The 15,171-nt window shown below is 59.0% G+C and carries 17 protein-coding genes; 10 read left to right on the top strand and 7 right to left on the bottom strand.

The genetic code is table 11. The features are described 5' to 3' along the window. The first annotated feature begins 28 nt into the window (after positions 1 to 28). The gene (locus MLC70_RS06215) at positions 29 to 673 is read left to right on the top strand and encodes a cation efflux transmembrane domain-containing protein (RefSeq protein WP_248182287.1); all 645 of its coding nucleotides are present in this window, start codon (positions 29 to 31) and stop codon (positions 671 to 673) included. Here the strand turns inward: MLC70_RS06215 and MLC70_RS06220 are convergent. Further along, positions 641 to 1,126, bottom strand: a complete 486-nt coding sequence (locus MLC70_RS06220) for a DUF6174 domain-containing protein (protein ID WP_248182398.1) — start codon at positions 1,124 to 1,126, stop codon at positions 641 to 643. The two genes, MLC70_RS06215 and MLC70_RS06220, sit on opposite strands and share 33 nt — an antisense overlap. Next, on the bottom strand, positions 1,126 to 2,772 hold the full coding sequence (locus tag MLC70_RS06225) for a M12 family metallo-peptidase (RefSeq protein WP_248182289.1): 1,647 nt from the start codon (positions 2,770 to 2,772) through the stop codon (positions 1,126 to 1,128). The genes MLC70_RS06220 and MLC70_RS06225 overlap by 1 nt, the downstream gene beginning before the upstream one ends. Positions 2,773 to 2,862: 90 nt before the next feature. Between MLC70_RS06225 and rrtA the strand changes: the two genes are divergently transcribed. Then, complete coding sequence (gene rrtA, locus MLC70_RS06230) at positions 2,863 to 3,459, top strand: rhombosortase (protein WP_248182291.1); 597 nt, start codon at positions 2,863 to 2,865, stop codon at positions 3,457 to 3,459. Here the strand turns inward: rrtA and MLC70_RS06235 are convergent. Further along, positions 3,449 to 4,369, bottom strand: coding sequence for an AEC family transporter (locus tag MLC70_RS06235; protein WP_248182292.1), 921 nt, complete (start codon positions 4,367 to 4,369; stop codon positions 3,449 to 3,451). The two genes, rrtA and MLC70_RS06235, sit on opposite strands and share 11 nt — an antisense overlap. A gap of 170 nt (positions 4,370 to 4,539) precedes the next feature. On the opposite strand from MLC70_RS06235, the gene MLC70_RS06240 reads away from it, so the two are divergent. After that, on the top strand, positions 4,540 to 5,244 hold the full coding sequence (locus MLC70_RS06240) for a Crp/Fnr family transcriptional regulator (protein WP_248182293.1): 705 nt from the start codon (positions 4,540 to 4,542) through the stop codon (positions 5,242 to 5,244). A 54-nt stretch (positions 5,245 to 5,298) separates the two neighbouring features. Here the strand turns inward: MLC70_RS06240 and wrbA are convergent, their stop codons facing one another. Next, positions 5,299 to 5,898 carry an NAD(P)H:quinone oxidoreductase gene (wrbA, locus tag MLC70_RS06245; protein ID WP_248182294.1) on the bottom strand — a complete coding sequence of 200 codons (600 nt, stop codon included), beginning with the start codon at positions 5,896 to 5,898 and terminating at the stop codon, positions 5,299 to 5,301. A 196-nt stretch (positions 5,899 to 6,094) separates the two neighbouring features. Between wrbA and trhA the strand changes: the two genes are divergently transcribed. Further along, entirely contained in the window at positions 6,095 to 6,766 is a 672-nt protein-coding gene (gene trhA / locus MLC70_RS06250; RefSeq protein WP_248182295.1) for a PAQR family membrane homeostasis protein TrhA, read from the top strand. An 18-nt stretch (positions 6,767 to 6,784) separates the two neighbouring features. Here the strand turns inward: trhA and MLC70_RS06255 are convergent, their stop codons facing one another. Continuing rightward, the gene (locus MLC70_RS06255; RefSeq protein WP_248182297.1) at positions 6,785 to 8,029 is read right to left on the bottom strand and encodes a hypothetical protein; all 1,245 of its coding nucleotides are present in this window, start codon (positions 8,027 to 8,029) and stop codon (positions 6,785 to 6,787) included. A gap of 299 nt (positions 8,030 to 8,328) precedes the next feature. Between MLC70_RS06255 and MLC70_RS06260 the strand changes: the two genes are divergently transcribed. Continuing rightward, entirely contained in the window at positions 8,329 to 8,784 is a 456-nt protein-coding gene (locus tag MLC70_RS06260) for an EVE domain-containing protein (RefSeq protein WP_248182400.1), read from the top strand. Between the two features lie 82 nt (positions 8,785 to 8,866). Next, the gene (locus tag MLC70_RS06265; RefSeq protein WP_248182298.1) at positions 8,867 to 9,697 is read left to right on the top strand and encodes an ion transporter; all 831 of its coding nucleotides are present in this window, start codon (positions 8,867 to 8,869) and stop codon (positions 9,695 to 9,697) included. A 34-nt stretch (positions 9,698 to 9,731) separates the two neighbouring features. Here MLC70_RS06265 and MLC70_RS06270 read toward each other — a convergent pair whose 3' ends face one another. After that, the gene (locus MLC70_RS06270) at positions 9,732 to 10,103 is read right to left on the bottom strand and encodes a SirB2 family protein (protein ID WP_248182300.1); all 372 of its coding nucleotides are present in this window, start codon (positions 10,101 to 10,103) and stop codon (positions 9,732 to 9,734) included. A gap of 181 nt (positions 10,104 to 10,284) precedes the next feature. Between MLC70_RS06270 and fabA the strand changes: the two genes are divergently transcribed. Next, complete coding sequence (gene fabA, locus MLC70_RS06275) at positions 10,285 to 10,806, top strand: bifunctional 3-hydroxydecanoyl-ACP dehydratase/trans-2-decenoyl-ACP isomerase (protein ID WP_248182302.1); 522 nt, start codon at positions 10,285 to 10,287, stop codon at positions 10,804 to 10,806. 11 nt (positions 10,807 to 10,817) lie between these two features. Then, positions 10,818 to 12,029: a beta-ketoacyl-ACP synthase I gene (fabB, locus tag MLC70_RS06280; protein ID WP_248182304.1), complete on the top strand. Its 1,212-nt coding sequence runs from the start codon at positions 10,818 to 10,820 to the stop codon at positions 12,027 to 12,029. 6 nt (positions 12,030 to 12,035) lie between these two features. On the opposite strand, the gene MLC70_RS06285 is transcribed toward fabB, so the two are convergent. After that, positions 12,036 to 12,392: a helix-turn-helix transcriptional regulator gene (locus MLC70_RS06285; RefSeq protein WP_248182306.1), complete on the bottom strand. Its 357-nt coding sequence runs from the start codon at positions 12,390 to 12,392 to the stop codon at positions 12,036 to 12,038. Between the two features lie 490 nt (positions 12,393 to 12,882). On the opposite strand from MLC70_RS06285, the gene sufB reads away from it, so the two are divergent. Both sufB and sufC read left to right on the top strand, forming a co-directional pair. Beyond that, positions 12,883 to 14,331, top strand: a complete 1,449-nt coding sequence (sufB, locus tag MLC70_RS06290; RefSeq protein WP_248182307.1) for a Fe-S cluster assembly protein SufB — start codon at positions 12,883 to 12,885, stop codon at positions 14,329 to 14,331. A 65-nt stretch (positions 14,332 to 14,396) separates the two neighbouring features. Further along, a complete protein-coding gene (sufC, locus tag MLC70_RS06295; protein WP_248182308.1) occupies positions 14,397 to 15,167 on the top strand; it encodes a Fe-S cluster assembly ATPase SufC in 771 nt (256 codons plus the stop codon). The last annotated feature ends 4 nt before the right edge of the window (positions 15,168 to 15,171 follow it).

Below are 15,171 nucleotides of genomic sequence, written 5' to 3' on the forward strand. Positions count from 1 at the left end.
GAATGCATTCTGACCATTGGAGGTATTCATGACGTGCTGCTCGGTTCCCGAACCCAAATCCCCGGACCCCCGTTTTCGCCAAGCCCTCTGGGTCGCACTGTGGGTCAACCTCGCCATGTTTCTGGTGGAGGGCGTCGCCAGCCTGCAATCCGGATCCGTGTCCCTGATGGCGGATGCCATCGACTTTTTCGGTGACAGCGCCAATTACCTGCTGTCGCTGTCCGTGCTCTCCATGGGTATGCTGTGGCGCGGCCGCGCTGCCCTGGTCAAAGGTATCACCATGACGCTATTCGGCCTGGTCGTATTGGGCCGCGCCGTCTGGGTTGCCCAGAGCGGCGCCACCCCGGAACCACTGACCATGGGTGCCGTTGGCTTACTGGCGTTGGTGGCCAACGTGGCGGTCGCCCTCCTGCTCTTCAAATTCCGTGAAGGCGACTCCGACATGCGCTCGGTTTGGCTGTGCAGCCGTAACGATGCCATCGGCAATATGGCGGTCATGGTGGCGGCACTGGGGGTGTTCGGCACCGGTACCGCCTGGCCGGATCTGGCCGTTGCCGCGGTGATGGGCGGTCTGGCGGTCACGTCGGGGGTCAGCGTGGTGCGCCATGCGCGCAGTGACATAGACAGCGCGAAACAGGCGTCAGTCCGGGGCGTTCACCCTGAAGTCCGTTAATTCGTATTGGAGTTCGTCGTCAGCAATCATCGGGTGGCCGTCGTAATCAATGCGGCGGGGAAACCCGAAGTGCGAGTCGTATTCCACCTCGAGCTTGTAGGGATCGCGCTTTGCTGACTCGGCGATGAATTGAAACAGCCCGGCAACGGTCAACCGTTGGCTATCCAGTCGATGTGGCTCCTGCAGCGGTTGATCCAGGCCTTCAATCTTCACCACCGCGCCCCCCGCAACGCTCACCGCGAGCGGCTGTCGCAGGTCCGGTGGGCAGAAACAGGTCTGAGTAACGGTCACCCGATAGCCTGAAACGGCGTGGGCATCCCAGAGCGCCTGTGCCTGCTCAAGAGTCTCAGGTGCCGAGTCCAGCGGACTTTTCGCTATTACGTCCGACACCTGAGCCCCACAACCGACCAGCCACAGCCCGAGAGCGGTTACCGACAGTCGCCGCACCCACATCACGCCGGCCTCCTGCGCCGCAGGCCGACACCGGCGATGCCTGCCAGCAACCATATCCAGTGGATGGCGCCGCCGCCCCCACTGCTGCCGGACTCAGAGCGGGTGGCGACAGTGGTCCGCGGCATGGCGGCTAGCCCGGCGTCATCCGGGGCGGGCGAGTCCGGGCTGGCGGGTGTCTCGGGGGCCTCCATCGGCGCAACGGCAATCTCGGTAAACAGCGAATCGTTCCCGATTTCGATGTCTATAACGTCACCGGTCACGCTGATCAGCGCTACGGTGTTCAGCAATGTGAACGTTGAACCAGAGCCAGCCACAGCGTCGATACTCAATTGGAGATCCGCTCCGGGGCTCACGTCATTACAAGCAAAAGACGTATCGTCGAGCAAAACACAGGGCGCTCCATCCACGGTGACGCCTTGCAACTGCCCCTCGTCCTCACCAACGGATCCGGCGATCGTCAACCCATCGGCGGGCTCAGCGGCTTGGCGATACGTCACGTTGAAATGAGATTGAAAGCTGGCACCCTGCATGACGTCGACCGGATTACCCTCAACCGCGTCGATACCGGCATCGGCAGGGAAGTTGAAGCATTGCTCGACGGCGGCGAGGCCGGAGATCTCATCACTGATCTGGGCGAATGAACAGCTCGAAAAGGACGAGGCAGCGCTGCTCACATAGGGGCTCATGATGTCCACACCCGCCGCACAGCTATTGCCATCGCCATCGTGCCCCGAACCCAGGTTATGGCCGATTTCATGGGCCACTACAACCGCCGTGGTGGCGTTCGAATCGAAAGCATTGGTGATACCGGTCCCGTATCCGCTGCTACTGCAAACGCTGCCCACGTAGGCAAGCCCGGCAGTGGTGCCATCAAAATCACGACCACTGATGAAATGGAAAATCGATCGGTTGCTTTCGAGAAAGGGAATGGCAGACGCAGCGCGCTTGTCTCTGATATCACTGAGCAGCGTTCCGGCATCCTGACTGCCAGTGAACAACGGCTCGTCGAGGAACGTCAGGGACAGGGTGTCGAACTCCATGCCGAACTGGTCCGCGTAGAACCCCTCCACCATATTCAGGATTGCGCCCGCTCGGCCCTCGAAATCATCCGCAAAGCGGGTCTGAAACACCCGATCGAACGCCAGTTCCAGCTCCAGCATCAGGCAGACGCCATTTACCCTGTCAGCACACAAGGTGGCGTAACTGGCGGAGGCCGCCTGCGCCATGGCAGTGCCGGTCAGGCTGTCCGGTGTAATGACAGAATCACCATGGATGTGGTCAAGGCCGCACTGGGGAGCCTCCATCTGACTGAAACTGAAGCTGGCCGCCTGATCCGAATGAAAGGATCCGCCCAGGGTATGCAGGCGCCCGAACACGAAGGCCAGCCCCTCCCAACCGCTGTCGAGGCGAGAGATTCTCACCCAGCTATCGGGATCTTCGGGGAAATGCCCCCGATAATGCTTACCGGAACTCACCGAGTCTGACTGGCCAGCCACATGGGTCGACCGACTCGGTTGCAACAAGGCGGTGTAGCCGTGGCCATCAATCCAGATACTTTTCTCCACCGGTTCACTGGCGACTGATGTCGCGGCAATCAGCAGGAGGGTGAAGAACGAAGCAACAACCTGTATAAGCTTGATTGGCATTGAGCTGCCCTGAGGTGTCCGAAGAGTTAGAATGAAAGTTAATCAAATCACCCGCGGGGCACCATCTGCTTTGCGTAACGTAATGTATTTATGAGGACTGTTTCCCACTCATCCCTGCTCCCATGCTGGCGACGTTTTGCAGTACTGGCCGCGTTGCTTGGCGCTGCCTTCCTGTTGCCGCCGGCACCCCTTGAATGGTCCCGCAACGCCATTGCCGGTGGCGAATACTGGCGCCTTGTTACCGGGCACTGGGTCCACATGGGGCCCTATCACCTTTTGCTCAATCTGGGTGGATTGCTGATCACCGGCATGCTGTTTACACGGCATCCGCCACTGCTCCTGTGGGCTGGTTTCCTGATCGTGTCGCCAGTCGTTGTGTCTGGAGGCCTGCTTGTTTTCGTTCCCGAGCTGGCCTGGTATCGCGGGTTTTCAGGCTGCCTTCACGGACTCGTGGTGTTCACAGCAATGCACAACCTCGTAAAGGAGAAGCGCTGGAGCCTGATGATTCTCGGTGTTGTTGCGGCGAAGCTGGCTCTGGAAACGGTTGTGTCACCGATAACCGGCGAGAACTCACCGATCGGCGGTGTGGTGATTCCCCAATCCCATTGGCTTGGCGCAGTAACCGGTCTGGCGGCCGGCATAGCCGTGGGCATCAGCAACCGCTTACCCAGGAACGTCAGGGAATAAACAGCGCCACCATCACCGGAATGAACGCCAGCGCAAACAGCGTGCTGAGCAGTGCGGTGCCGGCGGCCTGCCTGGGCGCGGTGTCCAGCAGAGTGGCAATCACCACAGTATTGGCAGCGATGGGGGTGATGGAAATCAGAAAGATGGCCTGGTAGACCGCCAGGTCATAGACACCAAACAGATTGGCGTCCAGCCACCAGAGCCCCAGCGCGACCAGCGGCCAGGTGACAAACTTGCCCAGGAACGCCAGGCCGGTGAACTGCAGGTTGCCGGCCAGCCCGCGAAAACTGAGGATGCCCATGCCGATGATCATCATGCCGAGAACGCTGTAGGCGCCCCGCAGGTTGTCGAACAGCGGGGTAAATACCTCGGGGATCGAGACGCCGGAGAGATTCAGGGCCACGGCCAGAGCGAAGGCGTACACCGAGGGCAGCTTCACTACACGCAGCAGGGAATCCCGCAGGCTGTATCGTCCTCGCGCCGCCAGATAGAACCCCACGGAATTCTCGAACAGCGTGGTGCCGAGCATGCACACAATATACAGCGCCAGTCCTTCCTGGCCGAACAGCAGCAACGCCACCGGAATACCGAAATAGCCGGTGTTCCCGGTACCCACGGATAACGGCATCAGGCTGGCGCTGTCATCGGTGATGACTCGCCGCGCCAGCCAGAGGTGGCCAGCACCGATCACCGAACACAACACGAACACCAGCACCGGCAGCAGGATCACCTCGACCGACAGCGGCGCCGCCATCACACCGGAAAACACCACGGAGGGGGTCATGATGTAGAGCATGATGCCGGCGATGTGTTTGCCGCTCGCCTCCAGGTAGCGCCCCGCCAGCCACCCCAGCACAACGGTGACATACAGGGGAATCAGCTTGTAGAACAGGGCCAGCGCGGCTGTCATGATTGCTCCGACAATAGCGGGATCAGGGTCAGGGCAGGAAGTTTATCATCAGCCGCCAGGTTCCGCTGTTATTGATCCGACCTATAATGCTTAATGATTTAAGTCATTTAACATGCATTTCACTTAGTAGAATACTGTTAACTTTCCGGCCAGATATGAGCTCGCAGGCTATGAAACTCCCCTCCGCATCGTCTCTGTCATCCGCCCCCTGCTATCGGGGCAGTCACCATCCAGACATCATCGACACGCCGTCCGCTCCCTCGCAGCAGGCACTGATTCACGGTTTGAGCCGTGTTTTCGGCATTCACCTCAACAGCGACCCGAACACGCCGGACTGCCGCTTTCTGAGTGATCTGTCACTTCTGTTCCGGCAGCAACGTGTGGACGCCGAGCACCCGTTGGAGCGGCATGACCAACCCTGGAGTAACGTGTATCTGGTGCAGTACGGCATTCTGCGCCTGTTCCGTGAGGCACCCAGTGGCAAAACCGCCATTCATCACTTCTTTTCCGAGGGTGACCTGGTATGGCCGGTGTTCGGGCGCAGCCGCACCGCCCGCAACACGCTGTGCCTGACTTCGGTGACACCCGCCACACTTTGGGCCGCTGACTTCACCGCCTTTCGCTCAGCACTGCAGAATCACGGAGACGGCGTCTGGGCCAACTTTGCCCTGGCACTGACTGAGGAGCTGGCCGAGCTGACCAGCATGCGGGAGTTCCGCAAACAGACCCTGCCGGCAAAGGAACGGTACACCCTGTTACTGGAAGAATACCCGGAGTTGCTCAAAAGGGTGCCTGACAACCAGCTTGCGTCCTGGCTGGGCGTAGTGCCGGCTACGTTCTCGCGGATCAAGAGCGCCCTCAGGAGTGCGCCATAAACAAAAAAGGCAGGCCTACCTGGCCTGCCTCCTGCTCGGATTGTCCCGGCACATTCAGCCGTGCAGCCTGACCGCCAGCTCTGCCACGTGCTTGCCCTGATACCGGGCGATGTTCAACTCCTTCTCACTGGGCTGGCGCGAACCGTCACCACCGGCAATGGTTGAGGCACCGTACGGCGTGCCGCCATTCACCTCGGAGATGTCGAAGAAGTCGGGAATGCCGTAACCCAGCGGCACAATCACCATGCCGTGGTGTGCAAGGGTGGTCCAGAAGGAACTGATCGTATGTTCCTGGCCGCCGCCGGTGCCGGTTGAGGTAAACACGCTGGCAACCTTGCCGTGCAGCTTACCTTCGGCCCACAGCCCACCGGTCTGGTCCAGGAAGGTGCGCATCTGCCCGGCCATGTTGCCAAAGCGGGTCGGAGTGCCGAAGATGATGGCGTCGTAATCCGCCAACTCTTTGGGGTCCGCCAAAGGTGCGCCCTGATCTTCCTTGCCGCCGGCGCTCCGAAACGCCTGATCGGGCATGGTCTCAGGCACGCGCTTGACGATGACCTCAGCGCCGGAAACAGCCTTGGCACCCTCGGCGATGGTGTTCGCCATGGTTTCGATGTGACCATACATTGAATAATACAGAACAAGAATCTTAGCCATTTTCTGAAACCTCCTGGGTCTTCATTTGTGATATGGGTTCAGATTAGCCAAGAGCGGGAAACGGTAAAACCGGAAGATTTCCGCAAAGTCATTCAGTTTTTTCGAACAAACGCGTACAGCGGTCATTAGCGAGCCATTGCGTACACGTGTACGCTCAAGTACCTTAGCGCTCATGATTCACAGAGATCCCACCCCGATGACAAGCTCTGAAACCAGCACACAAAATACCCACCAGCGCATTGAGGAGTGGCTGAACAGCGCCACCCACGGCCTTGGCGCCGCGCTCAGTGTAGTCGGAACTGTGGCTCTGATTGCCGCCGCCAGTCAGATGGGCGATGCCTGGAAAATCGTCAGCTTCAGCATCTTCGGCGCATCGCTGATCCTGCTCTATCTGGCATCGGCGCTCTACCACGGCACCCGTCACCCGGAGCTGAGATCCCTGTTCAAAACCCTCGATCATTGTGCGATTTTCCTGCTGATTGCCGGCACCTACACGCCGTTCCTGCTGGTCAACCTGCGGGGCACAACGGGCTGGACGCTGTTCGCGATCATCTGGTCGCTCGCGTTCGCCGGCGTGGTGCTGAAAGTGATTTTCAGAAACCGGTTCAAGCTTGCGCGGGTGGGAATTTACATCGCCATGGGCTGGCTGATCACCTTTGCCTCGTCCGATCTGGTGGCCAACCTGAGCGAGACCGCCCTGTACCTGACCATTGCCGGCGGCGTGGTCTACACTGCGGGCGTCATTTTCTACCTCGCAGACCGCATTCCCTATATGCATGCGATCTGGCATCTGTTCGTGATTGGCGGCAGCGCCCTGCACTTCAGCGCTATCTACTACGGCGTTCTGCCCCACACCGCGGCGCTGTAAGGCAGAACGCTCACCCGCTCACTCGTCGTGAGGGATCGGGTCCGGGCTGCGATCCCAGCCCACCAACGCCAGTGTTGCCACCACGCCGAGCAACAGACCTTGCCAGGGTTCAAAAAACGCCAGCGCCGCACCAATCAGCACTACGGTTCCCCGCGAGGCGTTATCCCGTGGAATCGACATGGCAATGTAGGCGCAGGCGAAGCCGGTCAGTACCAGCGTCAGCGACAGCGCTATGCCCAGCAGCGGCTTCAGGCCTGTCAGAAGCGGCAGCAGGAAGTAGATGAACGGCAGCCCCATCAGATAGTAGGACGCCAACCCGCTGTGCAGGCTGCCCATGGCCTTGGGCCCCTGTTTCCAGCGCTGCACCACAATCACGTGCACCCCGGTCCAGACCGCGCCCTGTGTCGGAAAGAACGGCGCGACAATGCCCATGATGGTATTGCGAATCGACAGTGAGAAATGGGTGCGGTTCAGGTTGATATCGATGTGCTCGTCTTTGCGCGCTTTCAGACCATCACGCAGCACCTCATTGCCGGTCACCAGATCGCCGAACAGAATAATGTACGCAATCAGCGCCAGAGGAATGCTCTGCAGGATCATCTCCTGCGACGGCCAGCCATTGACCAGCGGAGACGCTTTGGCGAAGGCCTCACCCAGTGGTGGCACAATGAAGCCCCACTGGATGTCGAAGCTCACCTCGCCCACCAGCGGCCCGATCATCGCCGCCGCCAGAAACCCCGGCAACAACCCCAGCGAACCCAGCAGGAAGAAGAACCGGTTCCGTGCCTTGAGTTTCTGCATCGGGACCGAGAACGTGAAAATCAGGCAGATTGCGCAGGCAAGCGCGGTGGCAATGGGCTGCTCCAGCAGGAAGCGCTCGGCGTCATCAACAAACACCCGCTTGAGTGCGGCAATAGCGGCGCCCAGTATGATGCCGGCCTTGAGGGTATCCGGCAGCCAGATCACGAAACGCCGGCCCAGCCCGGTGATGCCGAGCGCAAGCACAAGCGTGGCGAAGACCAGACTCAACGCCGTCATGGCCTGGAAGCGGGCCATCGGGTCTTCATACCCGCCGATAACAAACGCCAGTATCAGCGGCAGCGCCGGGGTAATCCATCCCCCGGCATAGGGTTCGCCGAACACTATGACTGCGGAGGCGATCAGGGAGGCATGAATCATTGACAGAGCGACAGCTTCCTCGAAACTCAATCCGAAAAACGCCGTCATCACCGGGATCAGTGCCAGCCCGGTCGCTGCTGACACAAAGAGCCCCTGTATAAATTCGGACCAACACAGCCGTGTGTGGTAAAACGGAACGCGGAAAGTGAATGGCCCCCAGCGCCACCCGGCTAACTCAGGTCTTTCTGCCATGATCGGTTACTCGCTTTTTTTGGATTTATTGTTCGTGAGATGATTATGGAAAGGGTTTCACCATAGCGCGAATGAATATTACTGATCGACGCGCATAAACAGTGATAATCCCCGAGCCATATCGATGCCTTGGGCCGTCCACCACTCCATTGCCTGCCCGAACTGACATGAACTCGATCGAGGACCCCGGCATGCCCAAATGGCTGGTAAAAACAGAACCATCGGAGTGCAGCATTGACGATTTCGCCAATGCCAGCGGGCAAACCATCCCATGGGATGGAGTTCGCAATTATCAGGCCAGGAATTTCCTCCGGCAAATGCAGGTCGGCGACCAGGTGCTGGTTTACCACTCCAGTTGCAAACACATCGGTATTGCCGGTGTCGTCAAGGTGGTGGAGCCCGCTTATACGGACCCGACACAGTTTGATCCGGACTCACGGTATTACGATTCCAGGAGCGCACCAGACCAGCCTCGCTGGCAGGCGGTTGATATGGCGTTTGTCAGCAAACTGCCACGCCTGCTGGCTCTTGACTCGATAAAGCTTCGCCCGGGACTGGAAGGACTGCCGTTGGTCAAGAAGGGGAACCGACTCTCGGTGATGCCGGTCACCGAAGATCAGTGGGCCATCCTGCTGGCCGATCGCTGATCAGAGGTGGATCTATCCAATCCGGTCCGGGGCCGATAAAATTCTACCCCCTCGCCCGCAATCTCTGGAGCTCTTGTTCACCATGTCGTCAGAATTGAGTCCTGTATCCGGTTTTGAGCAACTGCGCCGCATTGAAGCCAGCAAGCTGTTCCAGGGCGCCGTCATCGCCATTATCATCCTGTCTGCCCTGACCATCGGCGCCAAGACCTACGATATGCCGCCGCTGATCGAGCAGAGTCTCAGCCTCCTAGACAACGCCATCACGCTCTTCTTCCTGATGGAAATTCTCTTTCGCTTCGGGGTATGCCAGGACAAGAAGCGCTTCCTGCTCGATGGCTGGAATCTGTTCGATACTCTGGTGGTCATCGGCAGTCTGATTCCGCTGGATAATTCGGAAGCGGTGTTGCTGGGTCGCCTGCTTCGGGTATTCCGGGTGTTGCGACTGGTCTCGGTGGTGCCGGAGTTGCGTTTCCTGATCAACTCTCTGCTCAAGGCCATCCCGCGCATGGGCTATATCGTGCTGCTGATGTTTATTATTTTCTACATCTACGCGGCCATGGGTTCGATGTTTTTTGCCAGGGTGGATGAAGTGCTGTGGGGCGATGTGTCCATCGCCATGCTCACCCTGTTCAGAGTTGCCACGTTCGAAGACTGGACGGATGTGATGTATGCAACCATGGAGCACTACCCGCTCAGCTGGATCTACTACCTGACCTTTATTTTCCTGACCGCGTTCGTGTTCCTGAATATGATGATTGGCGCCATTCTGGAAGTGATGAGCGAGGAGCAGAACGCCAAACAGGCGCAAGAGGCCCATGACGAGAGAGATGAGATCGCCCGTCAGTTAAAAGCGGTGCAGGAGCAGTTGCAGATACTGAGCGAACAGATGGCGAAGAAACCGGGGGACCGCTAGCCGGCCCCCGGATGACCGATCACGCAGGCGGTGCTCAGAACGGCTTGGCAATGGCCAGATGGAATATCGCCATCACCTGAATGAACGCCAGGACCGTGGCAGTCAGGCGCACCGGCAGGCTTTTGGTCTGTTTCAGCGCAAACACACCCGCCACAATGTAACCCACCAGCAGGAAGATCTTGGCCGTCACCCAGCCGTGAACAAACGGCATCCACGGAGTCACAAAGATCAGACTGATAGCTGCCACCAGCAGCACGGTGTCGTTGGCATGGGGAATCCAGCGCAATGGCGTCTGCCGCCAGTTAGGTTTGCCTACCGCATCCAGCAGCAGCCGCAGTGCGAGCAGTACCACGGTGAGGTAAGCCGTGGTCATGTGCAGGCTTTTGAGTATCATGTATGTGCTCATAGGTCCTTCCGTTGTGGATCAAAACGATAGCCGCATTGTACGCACAGTTGGCGAGACTGGGGTATGGTATTTCCTTGACCCCGTTGCTCCGCGGCGGCAATCATCAACTAATGGTCAATACCCATCCGCAAATTTCCCGCTACAGTATAAGAAACCATTTTGTAACAGGGATAACCGCACAATGCCCCCAGAACAGTACCCCGACCACTTCGACAAAGAAGACCTCATCAAGTGTGGTCACGGCCAGTTGTTTCCCGGCGCGATGCGACTGCCTATTGACGAAATGCTGATGGTGGACCGCATCACCCACGTGGGCGCGGGCGATGGCCTCTACGGCAAAGGCAGCCTGGTGGCGGAACTGGATATCGATCCGGACCTGTGGTTCTTCCGGGTCCATTTCCAGAGTGATCCGGTGATGCCAGGGTGCCTTGGGCTCGACGCCATGTGGCAGCTGGTAGGGTTCTATCTGGCCTGGTCCGGCGGCGAGGGCAAGGGTCGGGCACTGGGTGCCGGAGAAGTGAAATTCTTCGGCCAGGTACTGCCCACCAACAAGAAGGTGCGCTACTACCTGGACATCAAACGCCTGATCAAGCGTAAACTGACCATGGCCATCGCCGATGGCCGCATGGAAGTGGATGGCAAGGAAATCTACACCGCCAAAGACCTGCGGGTAGGCCTGTTCACATCCACCGATGATTTTTAGGAGCTCACAAGATGCGTCGTGTTGTCGTTACCGGCATGGGGATTGTCTCCAGCCTTGGCACCAACCAGAAAGAAGTTTCCCAGTCCCTGAAAGAGTCGCGCTCCGGCATTGGCTTCAGTGAGGAGGCCCGCGATAACGGCCTTCGCAGCCACGTGTGCGGCCAGATCAATCTGGATCTCAAGGAACTGATTGATCGCAAACTCTGGCGCTTCATGTGCCCGGCCTCCGGCTACACCTACCTGGCCATGCTCGAAGCCATCGAGCAGGCCGGCCTGACCGACGAGCACATCAAGGCGGACACAACCGGCATCATCTTCGGTCAGGGCGGCGCCTCGACCGTGGAACTGCTCGATTCCATCGACACCCACCGCGAGCGCGGCATTCGCCGTGTTGGTCCCTATCGCGTGCCACGCACCATGGGTAGCGCCATCAACGCCTCGATCGCGACCGGTTTCGGTATTCGCGGCATCAACTACGGCATCACCTCGGCCTGTGCCACCAGCGCGCATTCCATCGGCCATGCCGCCGACCAGATCGCGCTGGGTCGCCAGAACGTGATGTTCGCCGGCGGTGGTGAAGACATTCACTGGACCCTGAGCCTGCTGTTTGACGCCATGGGTGCGTTGTCTACCAAGTACAACGACACCCCGGAACTGGCATCAAGGACCTACGACGCCGACCGGGATGGCTTTGTGATCTCGGGCGGTGGCGGCGTGCTGGCACTGGAAGCCCTGGAACACGCGGAAGCGCGGGGCGCAAACATTCTGGCGGAGCTCGTCGGATTCGGCGCCACCTCTGACGGCGCCGACATGGTCGCGCCAAGCGGTGAAGGCGCTGTGCGCTGCATGCAGCAGGCGATGAAGGGCCTGGACGGCGACATCGATTACATCAACACGCACGGCACCAGTACACCCGCCGGCGATGTGACCGAGCTGAAAGCGCTGCGGGAAACCTTCGGCGACAGGATTCCACCGCTGAGCTCCACCAAACCTCTGTGCGGCCACGCCCTCGGCGCGGCGGGTGTGCACGAGGCGATTTACAGCCTGCTCATGCTGCGGGAAGGCTTCATTGCGCCGTCGGCCAACATTCAGACCCTGGATGAGGGCGCCGAAGGCTACCCGATCGTGCGGGAGCGCATGGACAATCAGAACCTGAACCTGGTGATGAGCAACAGCTTCGGTTTCGGTGGCACCAACGCCACCCTGGTGTTCAGGAAATTCTGAGGCGGCTCAGGACAGCCTGACCGAACGGTATTCAGCCGGGGATGTTCCCATCCAGCGCTTGAAAGCCCGGCTGAATGCGCTCAACTCCGAAAACCCGAGCTGCTCGGCAATTTCCACCAGCGGCTTGGTTTTGTCCTGCATGTAAGACAGCGCCTGCTTGCGGCGAACGTCCTCCAGCAAGCGGGCGAAGGTCAGCCCCTCACGTTTCAGTTTTTTGTGCAGCGTGTACCGACTCATGTTCAGCTGCGACGCCACCACTTCCACACCAACCTTGCCGCGGGCAAGTTGCACGCTGATCAGGGAACTCACCCGGACACTCAGCGAAACCCGCACCACCTCTGGCGCCAGAGGCTTTGATGCCATGCCTGATACCTCCTCAACCGGGCCTGTGGCCCACTAAGCCAATGAACAGAGCGTACACATGTTAGCCGAAAACAATCAATACGACTTTTGCGCTCGATCAACGTTGCACTCACAAACCGCTGACATTAACCGGCAACCATTTCAGCAAGGTTGCAGAATGCCCGGGAGACAAGACCTGGTAGCCAGCACTTAGTGCCCCAAGGGCCGATTAAGGTATAATCAGCGCACGCACGATTTAATACCTGACTATTTTACTCTGGTATTGTATAATCGCTGCCCAGAAGCAACGGATTCAGCCCGTCGAATGACCCCTTGCGGACATCGGGCACATCACAATCCGTCATCCAAAAAGCGATTGCAGGGCGTACTCACAGGATGAGCGACCACTGCAACACCTGAACTGATGACATCCGCCCGACAGTTCCAACAGCGATGCTGCCGGCGACACCAAGGGCCCTGCGCCCACGATGAGAGATACGGAGCGACGATCATGGCGACCACCGATAAAGAGGTGAACGAGCTGATCAAACGGGAATACGAACACGGTTTCATTACTGAAATCGAATCCGACACGTTCGAACCCGGCCTGAACGAAGACGTAATCGCCCGCCTTTCTGCGATCAAGAAAGAGCCGGAGTGGATGCTGGAATGGCGCCTGAAAGCTTACCGTCGCTGGCTCGAAATGGACGAGCCAGACTGGGCGCACGTGGGCTACCCCAAGGTGGATTACAACTCCATCTCCTACTATTCCGCGCCCAAGCGCAAAGAAGATATGCCCCAGAGCCTGGATGAAGTGGATCCCGAGCTGCTGAAGACCTACGAGAAACTGGGCATTCCCCTGCATGAGCGCGAGAAGCTGGCAGGCGTGGCCGTGGATGCGGTGTTCGATTCCGTGTCCGTCGCCACCACCTTCAAGGAGCCGCTGGCCAAAGCCGGTGTGATTTTCTGCTCCATCTCCGAAGCGGTCCGTGATTATCCGGAACTGGTGCAGAAGTACCTGGGCACCGTGGTTCCCCACGGCGACAACTTCTTCGCTGCCCTGAACTCGGCGGTGTTCTCCGATGGCACCTTTGTCTATGTGCCCAAGGGCGTGCGCTGCCCGATGGAGCTGTCCACCTATTTCCGCATCAACGCGGCCAACACCGGCCAGTTCGAACGCACCTTGATCATTGCTGAAGACAGCAGCTACGTCAGCTACCTGGAAGGTTGCACCGCACCGATGCGCGACGAAAACCAGCTGCACGCGGCGGTGGTCGAACTCGTGGCACTGGACGATGCCCAGATCAAGTATTCCACAGTGCAGAACTGGTACCCGGGAGACGAGAACGGCAAGGGTGGCATCTTCAACTTTGTCACCAAGCGCGGCGCCTGCATTGGCAAGAATTCCAAGATTTCCTGGACCCAGGTGGAAACCGGCTCGGCCGTTACCTGGAAGTATCCCAGCTGCGTGCTGCGGGGCGACAACAGCGTCGGCGAGTTCTATTCCGTAGCGCTGACCAACAATTTCCAGCAGGCCGACACCGGCACCAAGATGATTCACCTGGGCAAGAACACCTCCAGCACCATCATCTCCAAGGGTATTTCTGCCGGAAAGAGCTCCAACGCCTACCGTGGCCTGGTGAAATTCGGCCCGGGAGCCGAGGGTGCCCGCAACTTCACCCAGTGCGACTCACTGTTGATCGGTGATCGCTGTGGTGCCCACACCTTCCCGTACATCGAGAGCAAGAATAAATCCGCCATCGTCGAGCACGAGGCCACCACCTCCAAGGTCAGCGATGAACAGATGTTCCTCTGCCGCCAGCGCGGCATCGAACCGGAACAGGCGGTTTCCATGATCGTGAACGGCTTCTGCAAGGAAGTGTTCAAGGAGCTGCCCATGGAGTTCGCCGTGGAAGCCGGCAAGCTGCTCGAAGTGAGCCTTGAAGGCTCGGTGGGTTAACGGCCGCTGCACCTTATTGGCAGATAAACGAATTCATACTGTTCAGAGAAGAGAGAATCCGACAAATGCTCAGCATCAAGAACCTGCACGCCTCCGTCGAGGGCAAAGAAATCCTCAAGGGCATCAACCTGGAGATCAAGGCCGGGGAAGTTCACGCCATCATGGGCCCCAATGGCTCCGGTAAGAGCACCCTGTCCCAGGTGCTGGCAGGCAACGAAGCATTTGAGGTGACCGAAGGTGAAGTCACCCTGAACGGTGAAAATCTGCTGGAGCTGGAAACCGAAGAGCGTGCCCGCGAGGGCATCTTCCTGGCGTTCCAGTATCCGGTGGAGATTCCCGGGGTCAGCAACCTGCAGTTCCTGCGCACTGCGGTGAACGCCATGCGTCAGCACAAGGGCGAAGGCGAAATGAACGCCGCCGAGTTCATGAAGCTGGCCAAAGACGTGTCCAAACAGGTGGACCTGGACCCGGCGTTTCTCAAGCGCGGCGTGAACGAAGGCTTCTCGGGTGGCGAGAAGAAGCGCAACGAGGTCATGCAGGCCCTGCTGCTGCAGCCGAAGCTGGCGATCCTGGATGAAACCGATTCCGGCCTCGACATCGACGCCCTGCAGGTAGTGTCCAACGGCGTCAACGCACTGCGGGCCGAGGACCGCGCCATCCTGATGGTGACCCATTACCAGCGCCTGCTCAACCACATCGTGCCGGACTACGTGCACGTGCTGGCCGGCGGCAGGATCGTCAAATCCGGCGGCCGAGAGCTGGCCCTGGAGCTGGAAGAGCGCGGTTACGGCTGGCTCGGCATCAAAGACGAAGAAGCAGCCAACTCAGCCAACTGAGGGA

The organism is Marinobacter goseongensis (genome assembly GCF_023156235.1).
Classification (GTDB): Bacteria; Pseudomonadota; Gammaproteobacteria; order Pseudomonadales; family Oleiphilaceae; genus Marinobacter; species Marinobacter goseongensis.